The sequence below is a fragment of the Micromonospora sp. WMMD980 genome (genome assembly GCF_029626035.1).
In the GTDB taxonomy this organism is placed as follows: domain Bacteria; phylum Actinomycetota; class Actinomycetes; order Mycobacteriales; family Micromonosporaceae; genus Micromonospora.
In genome coordinates, this window is the sequence record NZ_JARUBE010000003.1 from 2,353,793 (window position 1) to 2,370,627 (window position 16,835).

The 16,835-nt window shown below is 75.3% G+C and carries 20 protein-coding genes; 9 read left to right on the top strand and 11 right to left on the bottom strand.

Features of this window, described 5'->3' with window-relative positions; all coding sequences use genetic code 11:
- The first annotated feature begins 83 nt into the window (after positions 1-83).
- Genes O7618_RS11420 through O7618_RS11430 form a run of 3 tightly spaced genes read left to right on the top strand, consistent with a single transcriptional unit; the run spans position 84 to position 1,993 of the window.
- Positions 84-701 carry a hemerythrin domain-containing protein gene (locus O7618_RS11420; protein WP_278106024.1) on the top strand — a complete coding sequence of 206 codons (618 nt, stop codon included), beginning with the start codon at positions 84-86 and terminating at the stop codon, positions 699-701.
- Positions 702-750: 49 nt separating this feature from the next.
- A complete protein-coding gene (locus O7618_RS11425) occupies positions 751-1,737 on the top strand; it encodes a LysR family transcriptional regulator (protein ID WP_278106025.1) in 987 nt (328 codons plus the stop codon).
- Between the two features lie 19 nt (positions 1,738-1,756).
- Positions 1,757-1,993 (top strand): hypothetical protein, encoded by a 237-nt coding sequence (locus O7618_RS11430; protein ID WP_278106027.1) that lies wholly within the window; start codon positions 1,757-1,759, stop codon positions 1,991-1,993.
- 254 nt (positions 1,994-2,247) lie between these two features.
- On the opposite strand, the gene O7618_RS11435 is transcribed toward O7618_RS11430, so the two are convergent.
- From O7618_RS11435 to O7618_RS11445, 3 genes are all read right to left on the bottom strand, one after another.
- Complete coding sequence (locus tag O7618_RS11435) at positions 2,248-2,598, bottom strand: DUF3140 domain-containing protein (RefSeq protein ID WP_278106028.1); 351 nt, start codon at positions 2,596-2,598, stop codon at positions 2,248-2,250.
- A complete protein-coding gene (locus O7618_RS11440; RefSeq protein WP_278106029.1) occupies positions 2,598-2,771 on the bottom strand; it encodes a hypothetical protein in 174 nt (57 codons plus the stop codon). Before O7618_RS11440 ends, O7618_RS11435 begins: the two co-directional genes overlap by 1 nt.
- Positions 2,772-2,832: 61 nt before the next feature.
- Positions 2,833-5,385 carry an ATP-dependent Clp protease ATP-binding subunit gene (locus tag O7618_RS11445; RefSeq protein ID WP_278106031.1) on the bottom strand — a complete coding sequence of 851 codons (2,553 nt, stop codon included), beginning with the start codon at positions 5,383-5,385 and terminating at the stop codon, positions 2,833-2,835.
- 114 nt (positions 5,386-5,499) lie between these two features.
- Here O7618_RS11445 and O7618_RS11450 point away from each other — a divergent pair, with 114 nt between their 5' ends.
- From O7618_RS11450 to O7618_RS11470, 5 genes are all read left to right on the top strand, one after another.
- Positions 5,500-5,877: a hypothetical protein gene (locus O7618_RS11450; protein WP_278106032.1), complete on the top strand. Its 378-nt coding sequence runs from the start codon at positions 5,500-5,502 to the stop codon at positions 5,875-5,877.
- A 182-nt stretch (positions 5,878-6,059) separates the two neighbouring features.
- Positions 6,060-6,320 (top strand): hypothetical protein, encoded by a 261-nt coding sequence (locus O7618_RS11455; protein WP_030504016.1) that lies wholly within the window; start codon positions 6,060-6,062, stop codon positions 6,318-6,320.
- 10 nt (positions 6,321-6,330) lie between these two features.
- Positions 6,331-7,209, top strand: a complete 879-nt coding sequence (locus O7618_RS11460; RefSeq protein ID WP_278106033.1) for a hypothetical protein — start codon at positions 6,331-6,333, stop codon at positions 7,207-7,209.
- On the top strand, positions 7,202-9,874 hold the full coding sequence (locus O7618_RS11465) for an FtsK/SpoIIIE domain-containing protein (RefSeq protein WP_278106034.1): 2,673 nt from the start codon (positions 7,202-7,204) through the stop codon (positions 9,872-9,874). The genes O7618_RS11460 and O7618_RS11465 overlap by 8 nt, the downstream gene beginning before the upstream one ends.
- Complete coding sequence (locus O7618_RS11470) at positions 9,871-10,542, top strand: hypothetical protein (protein ID WP_278106035.1); 672 nt, start codon at positions 9,871-9,873, stop codon at positions 10,540-10,542. Before O7618_RS11465 ends, O7618_RS11470 begins: the two co-directional genes overlap by 4 nt.
- A 53-nt stretch (positions 10,543-10,595) precedes the next feature.
- On the opposite strand, the gene O7618_RS11475 is transcribed toward O7618_RS11470, so the two are convergent.
- Both O7618_RS11475 and O7618_RS11480 read right to left on the bottom strand, forming a co-directional pair.
- Positions 10,596-11,870 (bottom strand): cupin domain-containing protein, encoded by a 1,275-nt coding sequence (locus tag O7618_RS11475; RefSeq protein WP_278106036.1) that lies wholly within the window; start codon positions 11,868-11,870, stop codon positions 10,596-10,598.
- Positions 11,871-11,873: 3 nt separating this feature from the next.
- On the bottom strand, positions 11,874-12,176 hold the full coding sequence (locus tag O7618_RS11480; protein WP_181568094.1) for a hypothetical protein: 303 nt from the start codon (positions 12,174-12,176) through the stop codon (positions 11,874-11,876).
- Between the two features lie 191 nt (positions 12,177-12,367).
- Between O7618_RS11480 and O7618_RS11485 the strand changes: the two genes are divergently transcribed.
- Positions 12,368-13,111 carry a PIG-L deacetylase family protein gene (locus O7618_RS11485; protein ID WP_278106037.1) on the top strand — a complete coding sequence of 248 codons (744 nt, stop codon included), beginning with the start codon at positions 12,368-12,370 and terminating at the stop codon, positions 13,109-13,111.
- 49 nt (positions 13,112-13,160) lie between these two features.
- On the opposite strand, the gene O7618_RS11490 is transcribed toward O7618_RS11485, so the two are convergent.
- From O7618_RS11490 to O7618_RS11515, 6 genes are all read right to left on the bottom strand, one after another.
- Positions 13,161-13,589 (bottom strand): DUF2267 domain-containing protein, encoded by a 429-nt coding sequence (locus O7618_RS11490; protein ID WP_278106038.1) that lies wholly within the window; start codon positions 13,587-13,589, stop codon positions 13,161-13,163.
- A 5-nt stretch (positions 13,590-13,594) separates the two neighbouring features.
- On the bottom strand, positions 13,595-13,780 hold the full coding sequence (locus O7618_RS11495) for a hypothetical protein (RefSeq protein WP_278106039.1): 186 nt from the start codon (positions 13,778-13,780) through the stop codon (positions 13,595-13,597).
- Between the two features lie 105 nt (positions 13,781-13,885).
- Positions 13,886-14,755, bottom strand: a complete 870-nt coding sequence (locus tag O7618_RS11500) for a DUF72 domain-containing protein (RefSeq protein ID WP_278106040.1) — start codon at positions 14,753-14,755, stop codon at positions 13,886-13,888.
- Positions 14,756-14,784: 29 nt separating this feature from the next.
- The gene (locus tag O7618_RS11505) at positions 14,785-15,183 is read right to left on the bottom strand and encodes a TraR/DksA C4-type zinc finger protein (protein WP_278106042.1); all 399 of its coding nucleotides are present in this window, start codon (positions 15,181-15,183) and stop codon (positions 14,785-14,787) included.
- Positions 15,184-15,370: 187 nt separating this feature from the next.
- The gene (locus O7618_RS11510; protein WP_278106043.1) at positions 15,371-16,000 is read right to left on the bottom strand and encodes a uridine kinase; all 630 of its coding nucleotides are present in this window, start codon (positions 15,998-16,000) and stop codon (positions 15,371-15,373) included.
- A 101-nt stretch (positions 16,001-16,101) separates the two neighbouring features.
- Positions 16,102-16,707 carry a winged helix-turn-helix domain-containing protein gene (locus tag O7618_RS11515; RefSeq protein WP_278106044.1) on the bottom strand — a complete coding sequence of 202 codons (606 nt, stop codon included), beginning with the start codon at positions 16,705-16,707 and terminating at the stop codon, positions 16,102-16,104.
- Positions 16,708-16,835 lie beyond the last annotated feature (128 nt).

Genomic DNA, 16,835 nt, shown 5'->3' on the forward strand with positions numbered 1-16,835 from the left:
GACCGGTTTCGCGCGACGCCCGGGCGGGTAACGCCGAACATCGATTCCGGCCACCCCGTCCGGGCCACCACGAGGAGGGCACCATGACCGTCCCCCTGCCGCCGCTGCCGCCCGCCGCCGACGACGCGTACCGGCCGGGTGGGCGGAGCCTGGCCGACCTCGTGGACGCCGAGCACCGCACCCTGCTGGAGCTGGCCGACCGGGCGACCGAGCCGGGGCTGGAGCCGGCCGGCCGACGCCGGGTGCTCGACGTGCTGACCGCGGCGGTGTCGCGGCACCTCTCCGCCGAGGAGCAGTATCTTTTCCCGGCCGCCCGCGCCGCGGTGCCGGAGAGCGCCGAGCTGGTCGCCCGGGAGATCGAGGCGGACGCCGCCCTGCTGACCGCGTTGAAGCAGCTGTCCGGCCCGGACGACGCGGTGGTCGCCGATGTGGCCGAGCGGGTCCGCCGGCACGTGAGCCGGGTCGCCGCGCTGGTCACACCGCTGCGCGAGGTGGCCAGCGACGCCGAGCTGATCCGGCTGGGCAACCGGTGGCAGATCGCGGAGGAGGCGGCGCCGACCCGGCCGCACCCGGGCACCCCCGCCACCCCGCCCTGGAACAAGATCGTCGAGCCGGCGGTGGGGGTGCTGGACAAGGTCCGCGACGCGGTCACCGGGCGGCGCACCCGCCTCGCCGACCTGGAGCACCGCCGCGACGCCTGAGCCGAACCGCCCCTTCCCGGACACCCGTTCGTGGTCCTACCGTCACGTTATGAATCTGGAGCTGCGACACCTGCGGGTGGTCTGCGCGATCGCCGAGACGGGGAGCGTCACCAAGGCGGCCTCCCTGCTCGGTCTGGCCCAGCCGGCGCTGACCGCCCAGCTCCAGCGGATCGAGCGGGTGCTCGGCGGGCCGTTGTTCGAACGCGACCGGCGCGGCGCCCGGCCCACCGCGCTGGGTGAGCTGGTGCTGGACCGGGCCCGGGTGCTGCTGCCGGCCATGAAGGGGCTGCAGGACGAGGCCGCCCGGCTGGCCGGCGCGGGCGACCCGCTGCGCCGCTACCGGTTCGGCGGGGTGAACAGTCCGATCCTGGGCCGGCTGGTGCACCGGCTCGCCGCCGAGCGCGCCGACGCGCAGATCTCCACGTACGCGTCCTGGTCGGTGGACGAGTTGGCGCAGATGGTGGCCGGCGGCCGGCTCGACTTCGCGCTCACCGGCGTGTGCGGCGACGCCGCGCCGTCGCCGGTGTTCGGGTTGAGCTGGCGGGAGGTGGCCGTCGACCCGGTCTTCGTGCTGCTGCCGCAGACCCATCCGCTGGCCGGGCGGGACGAGGTCGACCTGGTCGACCTGCGCCGGGAGCAGTGGGTGGCGGCGCCCGGCGACGGCTGCTTCGGCGACTGCTTCGCCGCCGCCTGCGCGCGCGCCGGCTTCACCCCCCGCAAGGTGTACGAGGCGGACGTGCGCGCCGCCCTGGACCTGGTCGACGCGGGCACCGCGGTGGCGCTGTGCCAGGCCACCTTCCGCCCGGTGGCCGGGCTGGTCACCCGCCGGCTGGCCGGCGCGCCGCTGCGTTGGCGGCTGCTGTTCGGCTGGCACCCGGAGGCGCCCGCCGCGGCGGTGGCGGAGCCGGTGCTGGAGACGGCGGTGGCGGCCTACACCGACGCGCTGGCCAACCACCCCGACTATCTGGCCTGGCTGCTGGCCCACCCGGACTTCGGCGTGCAGCCGCACCGCGTGGGCGGGGTGCGAACCGCCTGAACGCGGGTATCTCGCCGGCATGACTGATCTGTATCCGGCCGCCGACGAGCGGGAGCTGCTGCGTCAGGCGGCCACCGCGCACACCGCTGCCGCCGCCGACGTCGAGGCGTTCCTGCGCCGCCTGCCCGAGGTGCCGGACCCGGCGGACGTCACCGAGTATGCCAACCTGCTCAGCCGGGAGGAGCGGGCCCGCGCGGACCGGCAGGCCGCGGCCGACGCCGCCGGCCTGCGACTGCCCAGCATGGAGTCCGAATAGGCCGGGGCGCCCGGCACGGGCGAACCCACCACCGTCGGCGACCCGGGCGTGTCGCGTCCGGACGGAGAGTCCGGTCGCGAGCGGCATACCGCAGAGGCATAACTATGACTGCGAGGTATACCGCTCTCGACCGCATCCACTTTTTGCCGTCGTCACCCGCCGTGACGAGAGCCGGCGGCTGCCGACGCCGGGCCGGTGCGACGACGCCGCCCCTCCGCCCGGGCGGGTGTCCGCCCGGGCGGCGCAACCCCGGCTCAGCGTTCCACAAGCACGTCGTGACCGAGGTCGAGCAGTGCGTGCCGCCACTCGTCGTCGGCGTTGCCCCGGCCGGGCTTCTCGGCGGTCAGCTCCCGGATCCGGGTGATCGCCTCCCGCATCACCTCGACGTCCTCCGGGGTGAGGTCGACCTTGCGCTTGCGCAGCACGGCGAGGATCTGCCGGCCGGGCTCGGGGAGGTCCAGGTCGGGGTCGGGGCCGAACGCCTCCTCACCCGACCCACGGGTCAGCAGCCACTGCCGTAGCTGCTCGGAGGGTACGTTCACCTCGGCGTGGAAGTCGTCCCAGATCAGTTCGACCTCGGGGTCGAGTCGCGCGTCGCGTGCCATCACGCCTCCTCTCCCGGCGGCGGCCCGGACTCCTCCGGGTCGACCTCGCCGTGCGGTGCCTGCTGGGTCAGACCTTCCGGCGGCACCCGGACCCGGGACGGGTTGGCCGTCGGCGCCGCCTCGATCGGTTCACCGGCCGCGGTGTCCTCCCGGGTTTCCTCGGGTTCGGTCATGTCCGCCCTCCGATCCGTGCGCGACGGGCCGGGCCGGCCCGCCGAGGGTGGGCCGGCCCGCTCACCGGGGATGGGACGTGGTGGCGGCCGTGTATCCGCGCTCACCGGCGGACACGTCGAAGACGAGCTGGTCGTCGCGGGCGTCCACGCTGACCTTCTGCCCCGGTGAGATCTCGTTCTCCAGCAGCATCCGGGACAGCCGGTTGTCGACCTCGCGCTGGATCACCCGGCGCAACGGGCGGGCGCCGAACTCCGGCTGGTAGCCGTGCTCGGCGAGCCAGTCGACGCCGGCGGTGCTGATCTCCACCTGGATGTCCTGGGTGTGCAGCCGGCGGCGGGTCTCCTCCAGCAGCAGGCCGGTGATCTCGCGCAGCTGCTCGGCCTCCAGACGCTGGAAGATGATGATCTCGTCGACCCGGTTGAGGAACTCGGGGCGGAAGTTCTCCTGCAACCGGCGCATCAGCCGTTCCCGCAGCTCGGCGGACTCCTGCTGGCCCGGGTCGCCGGTGGCGAAGCCGACCGTGCGCTGGGCACCGGTGATCAGCTCCGAGCCGAGGTTGCTCGTCATGATCAGGACGGTGTTCTTGAAGTTCACGGTCCGGCCCTGGCTGTCGGTGAGCCGGCCGTCGTCGAGCACCTGGAGCAGGATGTTGAACACATCAGGGTGCGCCTTCTCGATCTCGTCCAGCAGCACCACCGCGTACGGGCGGCGGCGGACCGCCTCGGTGAGCTGGCCGGCCTCCTCGTAGCCGACGTAGCCGGGCGGGGCGCCGACCAACCGGCTGACCGTGTGCCGCTCCTGGAACTCGCTCATGTCCACCCGGACCATCCGGTCCGCCTCGCCGAACAGCGCCTCGGCCAGCGCCCGGGCCAGTTCGGTCTTGCCGACGCCGGTGGGGCCGAGGAACAGGAAGCTGCCCATCGGCCGGTTCGGGTCGGCCAACCCGGTACGCGAGCGGCGCACCGCCTCGGACACCGCGCCGACCGCGTCGTCCTGCCCGATCACCTTCTCGTGCAGGTGGCCCTCCAGGCGCAGCAGGCGGTCGCGTTCCTCCTCGGTGAGCTGGGTGACCGGGATACCGGTGGCCCGCGACACCACCTCGGCGATCTCCTTCGGCCCGACCTCGGGCACGTGGTTGGGTCCCTCGTCACCGCGGGCGCGGCGGATCTGGTCCTCCAGCTCGGCGAGCCTGTCGCGCAGCGCGGAGGCCCGCTCGTACTGCTCGTCGGAGACCGCCTGTTCCTTGTCCCGGCGCACCTCGTCGAGCTGCTGCTCCAGTTCGCGCACGTCGGAGGCGGGGGTGCGGGTGCGCAGCCGCACCCGGGCGCCGGCCTGGTCGATCAGGTCGATCGCCTTGTCCGGCAGGAACCGGTCGGTCACGTACCGGTCGGACAGCTCGCCGGCGGCGACGAGCGCCTCGTCGGTGAACCGGACCTGGTGGTGCGCCTCGTAGCGGTCGCGCAGGCCGCGCAGGATGGCGACGGTGTCCTCGACGGTCGGCTCGGGCACCAGCACCGGCTGGAACCGGCGGGCCAGCGCGGCGTCCTTCTCGATGCTGCGCCGGTACTCGTCGAGCGTGGTCGCGCCGATCACCCGCAGCTCACCACGGGCGAGCGCGGGCTTGAGCATGTTGGACGCGTCCATCCCGCCCTCGCTGCCGGCGCCACCGGCCCCGACCAGGGTGTGGATCTCGTCCAGGAAGATGATCAGCTCGTCGCGGTGGGCGCGGATCTCGTCGATCACCTTCTTCAGGCGTTCCTCGAAGTCGCCCCGGTAGCGGGTGCCGGCGACCAGCCCGGACAGGTCGAGCTGGACGACCCGCTTGCCGATCAGCGTCTGCGGCACGTCGCCGTCGCAGATCCGCTCGGCCAACCCCTCCACGATGGCGGTCTTGCCGACGCCGGCCTCACCGATCAGCACCGGGTTGTTCTTGGTCCGTCGGGACAGGATCTCCACCGCCTGCTCGATCTCGTCGGCCCGGCCGATCACCGGGTCGATCTGGTCCATCCGGGCCAGTTCGGTGAGGTCCTGCCCGTACTGGTCGAGGGTGGGCGTGCCCCGGTCCGGGCGCGGCCCGTTGTTCGCCGCGCCGCGCTCGGCGCTGGCCGCCTGCAACGACTCCGGTTGGATCCGCCCGGCGGCGAGCATCCGCCCGGCCGGCGACTCGGGGTTCAGCGGCAACGCCATCAGGATGTGCTCGGGTCCGATGTAGTTGGCACCCATGGCCCGGGAGAGCTGGTGCGCGTCCAGCAGCGCCCGCTTCGCCGCCGGGGTGAGCGACAGGTTCGGCGGCACCTCGCCACCGGGTGCGCCTTCGGCGCGCCCACCGAGCGCGTTGACCAGCGCGTCCGGGTCGGCGCCGGCACGGCGGACCAGGTCGCGCAGCGGCTCGCGCTGCAGCGCCGCCCAGAGCAGGTGGTCGGTGTCCAGGTCGTTGCTGTGCTTCTGGGCGGCCCGTCGGGCCGCGTCGGCGAGCATCTCCCGGGCGTCGGCGGTCATCAGGCGGGTGATGTCGACCCGGTGGGCCGGCCGGCGTCCTCCCTCGCCCCGGCCGAAGTAGCGGGCCAGGAACTCGTCCCACGGGTCGTTGCCGAAGTCACCGGGTCCCATCATCTTCGTCCTCCGCAGTCGGTCGGCACGACCGGGACGCGACACGGCGCGGCGCGGTCGGCGGTGGCTACCCGGCGGGGTGCGCGACAAACGCGACACCGGTGGCAGGCTGGGGGCATGGAGAGCAGAGCGCTGCTGGTGGTCGACGGCGCGAACGTGGTGGGGTCACGGCCGGACGGCTGGTGGCGGGACCGGGCCGGCGCCGCGGTCCGGCTGCGCGACGCGCTGGCCGCGCTGGCCGGCGCCGGCGTGCCACCGGAGCTGCCACCGCCGGTGCAGGTGGTGCTGGTGGTGGAGGGGGCGGCCCGGCAGGTGGCGCCGGTGCCCGACGTCGACGTGGTGTCCGCGGCCGGGTCCGGCGACGACACGGTGGTCGAGCTGGTCGCCGCCGCGCCGGACCGGCGGCGGGTGGTGGTCACCGCCGACCGGGAGCTGCGGGCCCGGGTGACGGCGCTGGGCGCGGAGGTACGCGGGCCTCGCTGGTTGGGCCGCTGACCGGCGTCCCGTCGGCGGGACCGGCTCGCTCGCCGGTGGGATCGCCGCACCCGCCCGGTCGGGTCTTCGCGCACGTCAGCGGCGTAACCGGACACTCGGGCAGGAACGACGCGAGGGTGGATGTTCGCCCACCCGTCGGGATGGGATGTAATGGAGATCTCCCCTGCCCCCCGGAGGTCCCCGTGGCGAGCGTCGCCGAGCTGAAGGCCGCCATCGATGTCGCTCTCCAGCAGATCGGCGACGGCCAGACAGCGGTGCAGGCGGCCGGCGAGAAGCTGGCCGAGGCGCAGCAGACGCTCGCCGGCGCGCTGGAGGGCAGCGGCCACGAGACGGTCGAGGCCGCGCAGGCCTCGCTGACCCAGGCCAGCCAGGAGCTGGAGGAGTGCCTCGCCGCGACACTGGTGGCGGTGGAGCAGGCACAGCTCTACGTCGCGACGCTCTGAGGGGCCGGCCGTGTCCATCGTCGAGGACATCGGCGCGCAGGTCCGCGCCGCCGCCGAGGAGCTGCCGCTGGCGCAGCTCGCCGCCGCGCTGGAGAAGCTCGGCCAGGCCGAGGAACGACTGCGCTGGGTGCGCCAGGAGTCGGCCGATCCGATGGGCGTGCCGGAGCTGACCTCGGCGACCGAGCACGCCGAGACCGCCGGCTACGCGCTGCGGGTGGCGCAGGAGCAGCTCACCGCGTACCTGGCCGCGATCGGGCTGGCCGCCGACGGCGCGCCCACCGCCCCACCGGGCGAGCGCCGGCCGCGGCACGACGCGCCGCGTGGCGCCGAGCCGCCCGCGCCGGGCCCGGCCGCCGAGCCGGACGAGCCGCCCGCGGTGCGGCGCTGGTGGGCGGTCCGGGTAGCGGAGCTGACCGGCGGGCGGGAGGGCGCGCCGGACCAGCCGGACGAGCGGGTCACGGACTCCCGCGAGCTGCTGCGCCGGGTGGTGGTCGGGATCCGCTCCGGCGACCGGGACCGGCTGCACGCCGAGCTGCGCCGGGCCCACGCCGACGTCGGGCTGGGGATGGCCGCGATCGCCCCGCCGATGCTGCGCGACCTGGCCGGTGAGCTGCTCGGCCATCCACCCCGCGCGGACGACCTGACCCGACTGCGCCGCGAGCTGGACGGACGGGTCCGCGACCTGCTGCCCGGGTTGCCGGCGCCGGTGCTGGACACGCTGCTCACCCGGGTCTGCCGGATGCCCCCGCCGCGCCGCGACGACGGGCCGGAGCAGCCGCACGCCGCCGACCCGGCGGTCACCGCCGGGGTGCTCGCCGGCGTGCTGCTCGACCGGCTCGGCCGGGACCTGCCGAAGGACACCGAGGAACGGGAGCCGTCGCGTGGCTGACGTCCGCGCCCAACTGGTCACGCGTGTGCGGGGGATGCTCTCCGAGGCGCTGGGGGCCACCCGTACCCGACTGGCCGCCGCCGACGCCGAGCTGGTCGCCGGCCGGGAGCGGCTGGACCGCACCCGCCGCGCCGCCGCGGCGGTGCCGGCCCGGGTCGGCGCGGCGCGCGACCGGCGGCTCGCCGAGATCGACGCCCGACACACCGCCCGCCTCGCCGAGCTGGCGCGGCGGGCCGCGGACGCGGCGCGGCGGGAGGCGCCGGGCGCGGCGTCCGAGCCCTGGGACCGCTGGCAGGCGACGCCCGCCGGTCGGGCCGAGCCACCGGGCGCGGTCCGGATCGGCACGGTACGCATCGCCGGCGCCGAACCGGTGCCGGCGCTGGTGCCGCTCCTCGACGCCGGGCACGCGCACCTGGCCGGCGGCGACCGGGACGGCCTGGCCTCGGTGGTGCCCGCGCTGCTGCTGCGCTCGGTCGGGCGGGCCGACCCGGGCGCGGTGCGGGTGTACGGCTACGACCCGGAGCACCTGGGCGGCGGGCTGGCCGGATTCGCGCCGCTCGGCACCGCCGGCCTGCTCACCTTCGTCGGCCCGGGCGGCCTGGGCCGGCTGCTCGACGACCTGGTGGAGCAGATCCGCCGGATCAACGCCACGGTGCTGGCCGGCGAGTACGCGTCGCTGCGCGAGCTGGCCGCCGCGACCGGGCGCCGGCCCGAGCCGTGGCGGGTCGCGGTGCTGCTCGGCGGCGACGAGCTGTCCCGGCACGAACGCGGCCAGCTCGACCGGGTGGTCCGCACCGGTGCGGCCTGCGGCGTGCACCTGGTGGTCCGCGGCATCGACCTGCCCGACGACCGGACCGTCACCCGGATCGTGGTCGAGGAGGACGACGCCCGGATCGCCGGGCTGCCGGTGGTGCTCGACGACCCGCCGCCGGCGGCCCTGGTCACCGAGACCTGCCGCGCGGTCGCCTCCCGGGTGGCCGCCGGGCCGCCGCCGACGCCCTTCACCGACCTGCTCCCCCCGCCCGACGAGTACTGGCGGGAGGACTCGGCGCACGGCCTCAGCGCCCCGATCGGCGAGGGCCCACACGGGCGGCCGGTGCTGCTCACGCTCGGCGACTACCCGCCGCACGCGTTGATCGGCGGCCCGTCCGGCACCGGCAAGACCAACCTCATCTTCGCCTGGATCGGCGCGCTCGCCGCCCGCTACTCCCCCGCCGAGCTGGAGTTCTATCTGCTCGACTTCAAGGAGGGGGTGTCCTTCGCCCGGTTCGCCAAGGGTCGGCGCGACCCGAGCTGGCTGCCGCACATGCGCCTGGTCGGGATCAACGTCAACACCGACCGCGAGTTCGGCCTGGCCCTGCTGAGGTTCCTCGCCGAGGAGCTGCGCCGGCGGGCCGACGCGGCGAAGAAGCACGAGGTCACCAAGCTGGCCGAGCTGCGCGCGGTGGACCCGGCCGGGCACTGGCCGCGCATCGTCGCGGTGGTCGACGAGTTCCAGGCGCTGCTCGCCGGCCGGGACGTGGTCGCCCGGGAGGCCGCCGACCTGCTGGAGGACCTGGCCCGCCGGGGCCGTTCGCAGGGCATCCACCTGGTGCTCGCCTCCCAGGACGTGCGCGGCATCGAGGCCCTGTGGGGCCGGCCCGCCCTGGTCGCCCAGTTCACCCTGCGGATCGCGCTGCCCAAGGCGCTGCGCATCCTGGCCGAACGCAACGACGCCGCGCAGTCGCTGCCGCGCCACCACGCCGTGGTCAACGCCGAGTCCGGTCTGGCCGAGGGGAACGAGGTGGCTCGCATCCCGTCGGCCAGCGACTGGGAGACCTGGAGCGAGTTGCAGCACCGGCTGTGGCGGATGCGGCCGCAGGACGCCGCGCCGGCCCGGCTCTTCGACGGCGACGCGATCCCCCGGCTGGCCGACGCGCCGGACTTCCGCGCCCTGACCGCCCCCGAGCAGGGTGTGCCGCGCAACCCGGTGGCCCTGCTCGGCGAGATCATCGACGTGCAGTCCCGCTCCGCGTCGATGCGGCTGCCCCGGGCGCCCGGGCGGAATCTGGCGGTGCTGGGCACCCGGGTGGACGAGGCGTGCGCGGTGCTCGACGCCGCCGCCCGCTCGCTGGCCCGCCAGTACGCCCCGGGCGCCGCCCGGTTCTCCATCGCCTGTCTCGACCCGGACGCCGACCCCGCGGCCCGCGCGCTCTACGAGGACCTGCCCGGTGACGCCTCCTGGTACGACGAGGAGACGGTGCCCGAGCTGATGGCCGAGGTGGGCGACGGGCTGGCCGCGCCGGGCACCCCGCGTACGCCGCACTTCCTGCTGCTCTACGCGGTGGACGCGGCGGCCGGCGCGCTGACCGGCAAGGCGGGCACCCGCACCGGGTTGGAGCAGTTGCGCCGGATCCTGCACGACGGGCCGGAGCGGCGCACACACGTGCTGGCCTGGTGGCGGGGGGTGGCCCGGATGCGGGCCGACCTCGGTGGGGCCGGCGCCCGCACGGATCAGATCGGGGCCTGGGTGGCGCTCGACGTGCAGGGCGGTGAGCTGAGCGCGTCGCTCTACCCGGGCAGCGGCGGGCCGGACTGGTATCCCCGGCCGTGGCGCGGTCTCTACTTCGACCGCGCGGTGCACCGCACCGGCCAGGTGATCATCCCTTATGGTCCGTCCCGATGAACGAACCGGTCTCCAGTGAGACGTACCACGTCCAGATCCGCCGCCTCGCCGAGCTGACCGCCCGGGTGTCCGCGCAGCGGTCCGAGGCGCACACCTGGCACGCCCAGCAGGTGGCCGCCGCCGAGCGGGCCGTGGCCGAGGCGGCCGAGCAGGTACGACGCGCCGAGGCGGAGGTGGGCGAGGCGCAGCGGATGGTGGAGCGGGTGGACGGCGAGGTCACCCACCTGTGGGCGCAGCTGCGGGCCCGGCTCGGCGGCGGCCCCCGACGCCTCGGCGACCCGCCGGGCCCGGTGCGCGGCGCCGCGGGCGACCCGGTGCCGTTGCTGCACGGGGTACGCGAGCTGCTGGAGCGCACCGGGCAGCCGGGCGAGCTCCCCGGCTCGGTGAACCCGCTGCTGGTCGCGTGCGGGGTGGGCGGCGCACTGGTGGCGTATCTGCTGGGGATCGGCGCGCGGGCGTTGGGGACCGGCTCGGGCGGCGACCTGGCGGTCGGCCTGCCGGTGCTGGCGCTGGTGATCACGCTGCTCGGGCCGCTGGTCGGGTTGGCGCCGGCCCGGCTGCTGGCCGATCGTCGGCACGCGGTGCTGACCCCGCGCCCGATGATCCTGGTGGCGGCCAGCGGCCTGGCGACGACCCTGCTCCTGCTGGCGGTCACCTACACCCGCTGACCCGCGCGTCCCGCGCGCCGGCCCCGACCTGTTGGGGCCGGGGCGCGGACGGGTCAGGCAGGGACCAACACCGCTTCCTTGAGCAGGCGGCGGGCGAGGACCAGGCGGTCGGCGTCGTCGAGGCCGGGCAGGTCGCCGACCCGGGTCGGCTCGCCGGTGAGCAGCGCGCGCAGCGCCGGCTCGCAGGTGCCGGGCAGGGTGAGCGTGCGGTCGACCAGGCGCAGCGCGACGCGGCCGTCGCCGGTCGGGGCGAGCTGCCGGCGCAGGCCGGCGCGCAGCACCACCCGGCTGTCCGGGTCGAGCCGGGCCAGCGCCTCGGCCTGGGCGAGCGGGCGGATCGGCGCCGGTCGGGCGGCCGGCCACACCCGGCCCCGCAGCCGCGCGGCGACCGCCGCCGGGTCGGCCCGCAGCAGCCAGTCGCGCAGCGCCTCGACGGTCTCGGTCAGCTCCGGCTCGATCGCCTCCGGGTCGGCCAGGTCCAGGCCGAACGGCAGGCCGGCGCGCAGCCGGGCGTCCTCGGCGGCGAGCGCCGCCAACTCCTCCACCAGGGCGTAGCGGGTGAGCGCCCGGATGCCCACGGTCAGGTGCAGCGAGCTGGACTCCTGCGCTTGGGCGCTGTGCAGCCAGCCGCGCGGCAGGTAGAGCGCGTCGCCCGGTTCGAGCACCACGTCCAGCGCGGGCCGGCCCTCGGCGGTCGCGGAGACCTCGTCGGCCCGGCCGCCCCACGGCTGGCGCTCCAGCGGGTCGGCGAGCACCGGCGGGTGGATCCGCCAGCGCTTGCGGCCGTCGACCTGGAGCACGAACACGTCGTGGGTGTCGTAGTGGGTGGCGAAGCCCTGACTGCCGGCCGGCGTCAGGTAGGCGTTGACCTGCAACGGCTGGGCCAGCGCCGCGCCCAGGTCGCGGGCCAGGTCGACGAGCGCCGGCCAGGTGCGGTGCAGGCCCTGCAACACCAGGGTGGCGCCGTCGGCGTAGAGCGCCAGGACCTTCTCGTCGAGCACCTGGTCGCCGATCTCGGCGCCGGCGCCACCGCCGCCGGTGTAGCGCGCCGCCGGCACGAGCTGGCCGTCCTTGGCCACCCGCAGGAACGGGGTACGCAGGCCGCGTCGGCTGAGCAGCTCGTCGGCGTCGGCGGGGCTGAGCAGGTCGGTGAAGCCGTGCGGGTTGGGCAGTTCGGCGGCCCGGGACAGCAGCGGGCTGCGCCCCCAGTGGTCGGCGGCGAACTTGGCCGGCTCGACGGCCACGCACCGGGCCAGCGCCGCGGCGGCGGGGGACGACACCGCCGGGTGGCCGTGGCCACCCGGCGGGTCGACGTGCGTCGTGCTCATGTGTCAGGCGCTGCCGTCGGCGCCGCCGTCGTGCTGGCCCGGGGTCGCGCCACCGTCGGCCGGGCCCTCCGCGCCACCGTCCGCGCCACCGTCGTGCTGACCCGGGGTCGCGCCACCGTCGGCCGGACCCTCCGCGCCACCGTCCGCGCCACCGTCGTGCTGACCCGGGGTCGCGCCACCGTCGGCCGGACCCTCCGCGCCACCGTCCGCGCCACCGTCGTGCTGACCGGGGGTGGCACCGCCGTCGGCCGGGCCCTCCAGGCCGCCGCCACCGTTGGTCTGGATGTCGTCGTCGTTCAATGCCATGGGTGCTCCCTCGGTGTGCCGCCCCGCGTGTTCCCGGGGTCCGTCTTCAGCGGGGGGTACCCCACGCCCGATCTTCTCTAACCACACGGTAGACGCCCGGACCGGCGCGCACCGAGGGTTCGCGCCCGGACGGCGGCCGGGCCCGGTCGGTGCCAGGATGGGCCGGAGGAGACGCGCGAGGAGGTAGCCACGTGGCGCAGCCGGAACCGCTCACGCCGCTGACCGAGGACTGGCACCGGGCGCTGGCCGTGGTGGCCCACCCGGACGACCTGGAGTTCGGCGCCGCCGCCGCGGTGGCCCGCTGGACCCGGCAGGGCAAGGAGGTCGTCTACTGCCTGCTGACCAGTGGTGAGGCGGGGATCGACGGAATGCCGCCGGAGCGCAGCCGGGTGCTGCGCGAGGAGGAACAGCGCGCGTCCGCCGCCGTGGTCGGGGTGTCCGCCGTCGAATTCCTCGGCCTGCCCGACGGGCTGCTGGAGTACGGCGTGCCGCTGCGCCGGGCCATCGCCGGGGTGGTCCGCCGGCACCGGCCGGACGTGGTGCTCACGAACAACTTCCGGGAGACCTGGGACGGCGAGTACGCGCTGAACCAGGCCGACCACATCGCCTGCGGCCGGGCCACGCTGGACGCGGTCCGCGACGCCGGCAACCGGTGGATCTTCCCGGAGCAGCTCACCGGCGGCACGCAGCCGTGGTCCCGGGTGCGCGAGGTGTGGGCGGCCGGCTCACCGGCGGCCCGGCACGGGGTGGACGTGACGGACACCTTCGACGCCGGGGTGGCGTCGTTGCGGGCGCACGGCGCCTACCTGAGCGGGCTCGGCGACGGCGGCTTCGACGCCGAGGAGTTCCTGGAGGGGATGGCCCGGCCCGCCGGCACCCGGCTCGCCGTCCGCTACGGCGCCGCGTTCGAGGTGTTCCGCATCGACCTGGCCTGACCCGCGGCCCACCCCGCCGAGGGGGCGGGACGGGCCGGGGCGGGGCCGGTCAGGGAATGAGCTGAGCCAGGTCCCGCGGCATGTTCGACTTCACGTCCTGCCACTCGCCCTGCGTGACGTGCCGGCGCAACGTGTCCAGCACGACCTGCGTCACCCGCTGCGGGCCACCCTCCACGTCGTACGGGAAGCCCTGCCGGACCTCGTAGAGGAAGTCGTCGCGGTTCAGCTTGATCGGCACGTTCTCCGGCTGCCAGCCGTCGAAGTAGATACCCCGCAGCAGCACCGGCAGTTGCTGGGCGAACTCGGCGCTCTCCAACACCGGCATCCGGTCGCGCAGCAGGTGCAGCACCGTGCGCAGCGCCGCGTACGACTGGTTGCGCCGCTCGGGCGGCCAGCCGTAGGCCGACTCGATCTCCTTGAGGATCACGTTCGTCTTGTCCAGCGAGGACTCGAACGCGGACATCAGCTGCTCAGCCATCCCGCTCACCCCCGGGCGTCGGTCTCCCAGCGTCGGTCGTCGGCGCGTCGCGGCGGGCCGCTGGGGCCCCGCCACAGCCGGGTCGGGCTGAACCGGCCGGGCCGGCCGCCCCGCTCCCGCGGCACCTCGGAGTTGCCGACCACGTGCAGCACGCCGCCGCGGCGTCGTTCCGCCACCACCCGTACCGTCATGACCCACCTCCTCGTCGCCGCGCGCGGGCCGGTGCGTCCGCGCGCTGGTTCCATGCTGCGCGGCGACGGGGTGAGCCGGCCTCACCCGGTGCGGGTGAGGCGCGCTCACCGCTCCAGCAGGCCGAGGAGCGTGCTGGCGTTGCGCTGTGCGTTGTCCCTGAAACAGTTGTTCATCAGCACGTGCGTCCGCTCCGCCCGCCCGGCCAGCTCGCGGAGCTTCGGCGCCCAGTCGCGCAGCTCCCGGTCCGAGTAGTCGTAGCCGAACTTCTCGTGGATGTCCCTGCTGGTCCACCTGTCGCTGTGCCCGTGGAACCGGACCACCGCGAGGTCCGCGGTGGCGGCCAGCACCGGGGGTACGGACGACGTGTGGCCCTGCGGCATGTCCACGCAGACGAACGGCAGCTCGTGCCCGCGCAGGAAGTCGAGCGTCTCGTCGGCGTTGTCGCCGTCGAACCAGGAGGCGTGCCGGAGTTCGAAGACCGGCCGCAGCGGGGCGCACCGCCGGGCCACCTCCAGCAGGTACTGCTTGTTGTCCCGCTTGATGGTGAACCAGGGCGGGAACTGGAACAGCAGCGCGCCGAGCTTGCCGGCGTCCACGAGCGGGTCGAGGGCGGACAGGAAGCGGGTCCAGACCTCCTCGTACGCCTGCGCCGGCAGGTCGTCCGGGTAGACGGTACGCTTCTCCGTCTCCGGGCGCAGGTCCTTGTAGAGCGCGGAGACCCGGGTCGGGTGACCGGTCAGCAGGCTGAACGCCTTGACGTTGAAGGTGAACCCGGGCGGCGTGCGCTCCGCCCACAGCCGCGCGGTGCGCTCGGCGGGCGGTGCGTAGTAGGTGGCGTCCACCTCGACCAGCGGGAACCGCCGGGCGTAGTAGGACAGCCGGCGTTCCGGGGTGTCGGCGTCCGCCGCATACCAGCCGGAGTCGAGCAGGGTCCGGTCGGTCCACGACGCGGTGCCCACCTTGATCTCACCCATGGGACCGACCGGTGGGGCGGGCGGACGGCTCAGGCCGCCCGCCGCTCCCGGGTCTGCTTGCAGGCCACGCAGGACGTGGCGGACGGGAAGATCTCCAGCCGCTCCACCGGGATCGGCGCGGTGCAGCCCTCGCAGAAGCCGTACGTGCCCTCGTCGAGGCGGGCCAACGCGCGCTCGAACTGGGCGCGCCGGTCCAGGATGGTGCGCAGCAGAGACTGCGCGGTGTCCCGCTCGGCGGTCTTGGTGCCGCTGTCGGCCTGGTCGTCGCCGGCGGTGTCGCCGACCTCGACCAGTCGCAGCACCTGGCTCTGCGTCACGGCGTGGTCGTACTCGGCGGTCAGCTCGTCGTACCGGGACCGCAGGGACTGCCGGATCTGGTCGACCTCCGCCTGGGAGCGGCCCGTGGCTGTCGTGTCGTGGACGAGCATCGCTGCCTGCCTTTCCTGCGGCCTCGTGCCGGTCCTTCCCCGGCGACGAGCGCGGAGGAGGACCGGTCCGGGACATCGGGTGCCCGGGTGAGATCACCCGTGCTCTGTGAGCCGGGCGAATACCCCTGCCTCCGGCGAGCCAAACCGGAGTTTTCCTGGCACTTTCCGGTGAGTTCGTCCGGCCTGGTCAGGGCCCTTCCACGAAGGCCGGGTGGCGGGGGTCGTCGGCGCGCACCACCACGTCGGCGAAGGAGGCCGGGTCGACCTCGTCGGCGTAGCGGGCGAAGGCCGGCAGGGTCCAGCGCCACGCCGGGTCGGTGCGCCGCTCCAACGCCGCCGGGGAGAGCACCAGGTGGACGGTGAGGTCGAAGTCGAGCGTGCCGCCGAGCAGCAGAGCGCCACTGACCAGGACCACCCCGCCGGGTGGCAGGTCCCGGTAGCCGGCCCGGCTGGCCCGGTCGGCGTCGGCGTCCCAGAGCGACGGCAGCAGTCGGCCACTGCCGCGCGGGCCGGCCGGGTCGAGCACCTCGCGGCGCAAGCCGGGTTCGTCGAGCCAGCCTTCGTAGTAGGCGTCCGGGTTGGTGCGGCCCTGCTCCAGGCGGACCGAGGCGGGACGCAGGAAGTCGGCGGCCCGCACGTGCAGCGCCGGCCGGCCGGCGGCGCGCAGCGGGTCGACGAGGGCGGCGGCGAGGGTGTCCGGCGCGGCGGCCGGCGGGCCGTCGACGGCCACCCGCAGCCGGCCGGGCGCCTCGGCGTGGACGAGGTGCTCGGCCAGCTCGGCGACGAGCCGGTCGGGGCTGATCGGGCGCACGCGCATCCGACCATCCTGCCCGCCCGGCGGCGGTGGCTCACCTCGTGCGCGCGTCCGGGCGGTCGGGGCTCCGTCCGGCGGGCGGGTCGAGGGCGGTGGGCGGCCGGTCAGCCGGTGCGGTCGATGGTCACCCGGGCGTCGTCGGCGAGCCGGTAGCCGACGCCGTAGACGGTGGTGACCAGCGGGACGTCCACGCCGACCTTGCCGCGCAGCCGGCGGACGTGCACGTCGACGGTACGGACGCCGGCGTGCTCGTAGCCCCAGACCGCGTTGAGCAGTTGCAGCCGGGTGAACACCCGACGCGGGTGGGCGACCAGGTGCAGCAGCAGGTCGAACTCCAGGCGGGTCAGCGGCAGCGGCTCTCCGTCGCGCAGCACCGACCGGGACGAGGCGAGGATGTGCAGGGCCGGGATGATCGAGGTGAGCGGGCGCGCGGGGGTGCGACCGGCCGGCACCTCGGGGCGGCGCTCCGGCGCCAGGGTGCCCGTGCTGATCACCGCGTCGCCGCGTTCCAGCAGCTCACGGGCGGCGTCGAGGAGCCGGCGGGCGGCCGGGGTGAGCGACTCCTCGGAGGCCAGCGGAATGTTCAGGGTGACCGTGAGCACCGGGGTGGCTGTGTTCGCCGGGCGCCGTTGGCCGCCGGGTGGCCGGCCCGGGACCGCGGGTTGGGACGTATGCCATCCGGCGCGCGACGAGGCGGGGCTGACCGACATGGTCCTCCTTGGCTGGTCCGGGTATCTCCCCACGGCCCGGGACGCCGCTTCATCGATGCTTCCCGGCGCTCGCGTGAGGGTCAAGGGGCCACTGCGTTGCATGAATGTGACAATTGACGAACGCATCG

What these genes read in the sequence shown, in the direction of transcription:
- O7618_RS11420 (WP_278106024.1), top strand. Translation starts at nt 84, where the DNA reads ATGACCGTCCCCCTGCCGCCGCTGCCGCCCGCCGCCGACGACGCGTAC.
- O7618_RS11425 (WP_278106025.1), top strand. Translation starts at nt 751, where the DNA reads ATGAATCTGGAGCTGCGACACCTGCGGGTGGTCTGCGCGATCGCCGAG.
- O7618_RS11430 (WP_278106027.1), top strand. Translation starts at nt 1,757, where the DNA reads ATGACTGATCTGTATCCGGCCGCCGACGAGCGGGAGCTGCTGCGTCAG.
- O7618_RS11435 (WP_278106028.1), bottom strand. Translation starts at nt 2,598, where the DNA reads ATGGCACGCGACGCGCGACTCGACCCCGAGGTCGAACTGATCTGGGAC.
- O7618_RS11440 (WP_278106029.1), bottom strand. Translation starts at nt 2,771, where the DNA reads ATGACCGAACCCGAGGAAACCCGGGAGGACACCGCGGCCGGTGAACCG.
- O7618_RS11445 (WP_278106031.1), bottom strand. Translation starts at nt 5,385, where the DNA reads ATGATGGGACCCGGTGACTTCGGCAACGACCCGTGGGACGAGTTCCTG.
- O7618_RS11450 (WP_278106032.1), top strand. Translation starts at nt 5,500, where the DNA reads ATGGAGAGCAGAGCGCTGCTGGTGGTCGACGGCGCGAACGTGGTGGGG.
- O7618_RS11470 (WP_278106035.1), top strand. Translation starts at nt 9,871, where the DNA reads ATGAACGAACCGGTCTCCAGTGAGACGTACCACGTCCAGATCCGCCGC.
- O7618_RS11475 (WP_278106036.1), bottom strand. Translation starts at nt 11,870, where the DNA reads ATGAGCACGACGCACGTCGACCCGCCGGGTGGCCACGGCCACCCGGCG.
- O7618_RS11480 (WP_181568094.1), bottom strand. Translation starts at nt 12,176, where the DNA reads ATGGCATTGAACGACGACGACATCCAGACCAACGGTGGCGGCGGCCTG.
- O7618_RS11490 (WP_278106038.1), bottom strand. Translation starts at nt 13,589, where the DNA reads ATGGCTGAGCAGCTGATGTCCGCGTTCGAGTCCTCGCTGGACAAGACG.
- O7618_RS11495 (WP_278106039.1), bottom strand. Translation starts at nt 13,780, where the DNA reads ATGACGGTACGGGTGGTGGCGGAACGACGCCGCGGCGGCGTGCTGCAC.
- O7618_RS11500 (WP_278106040.1), bottom strand. Translation starts at nt 14,755, where the DNA reads ATGGGTGAGATCAAGGTGGGCACCGCGTCGTGGACCGACCGGACCCTG.
- O7618_RS11505 (WP_278106042.1), bottom strand. Translation starts at nt 15,183, where the DNA reads ATGCTCGTCCACGACACGACAGCCACGGGCCGCTCCCAGGCGGAGGTC.
- O7618_RS11510 (WP_278106043.1), bottom strand. Translation starts at nt 16,000, where the DNA reads ATGCGCGTGCGCCCGATCAGCCCCGACCGGCTCGTCGCCGAGCTGGCC.
- O7618_RS11515 (WP_278106044.1), bottom strand. Translation starts at nt 16,707, where the DNA reads ATGTCGGTCAGCCCCGCCTCGTCGCGCGCCGGATGGCATACGTCCCAA.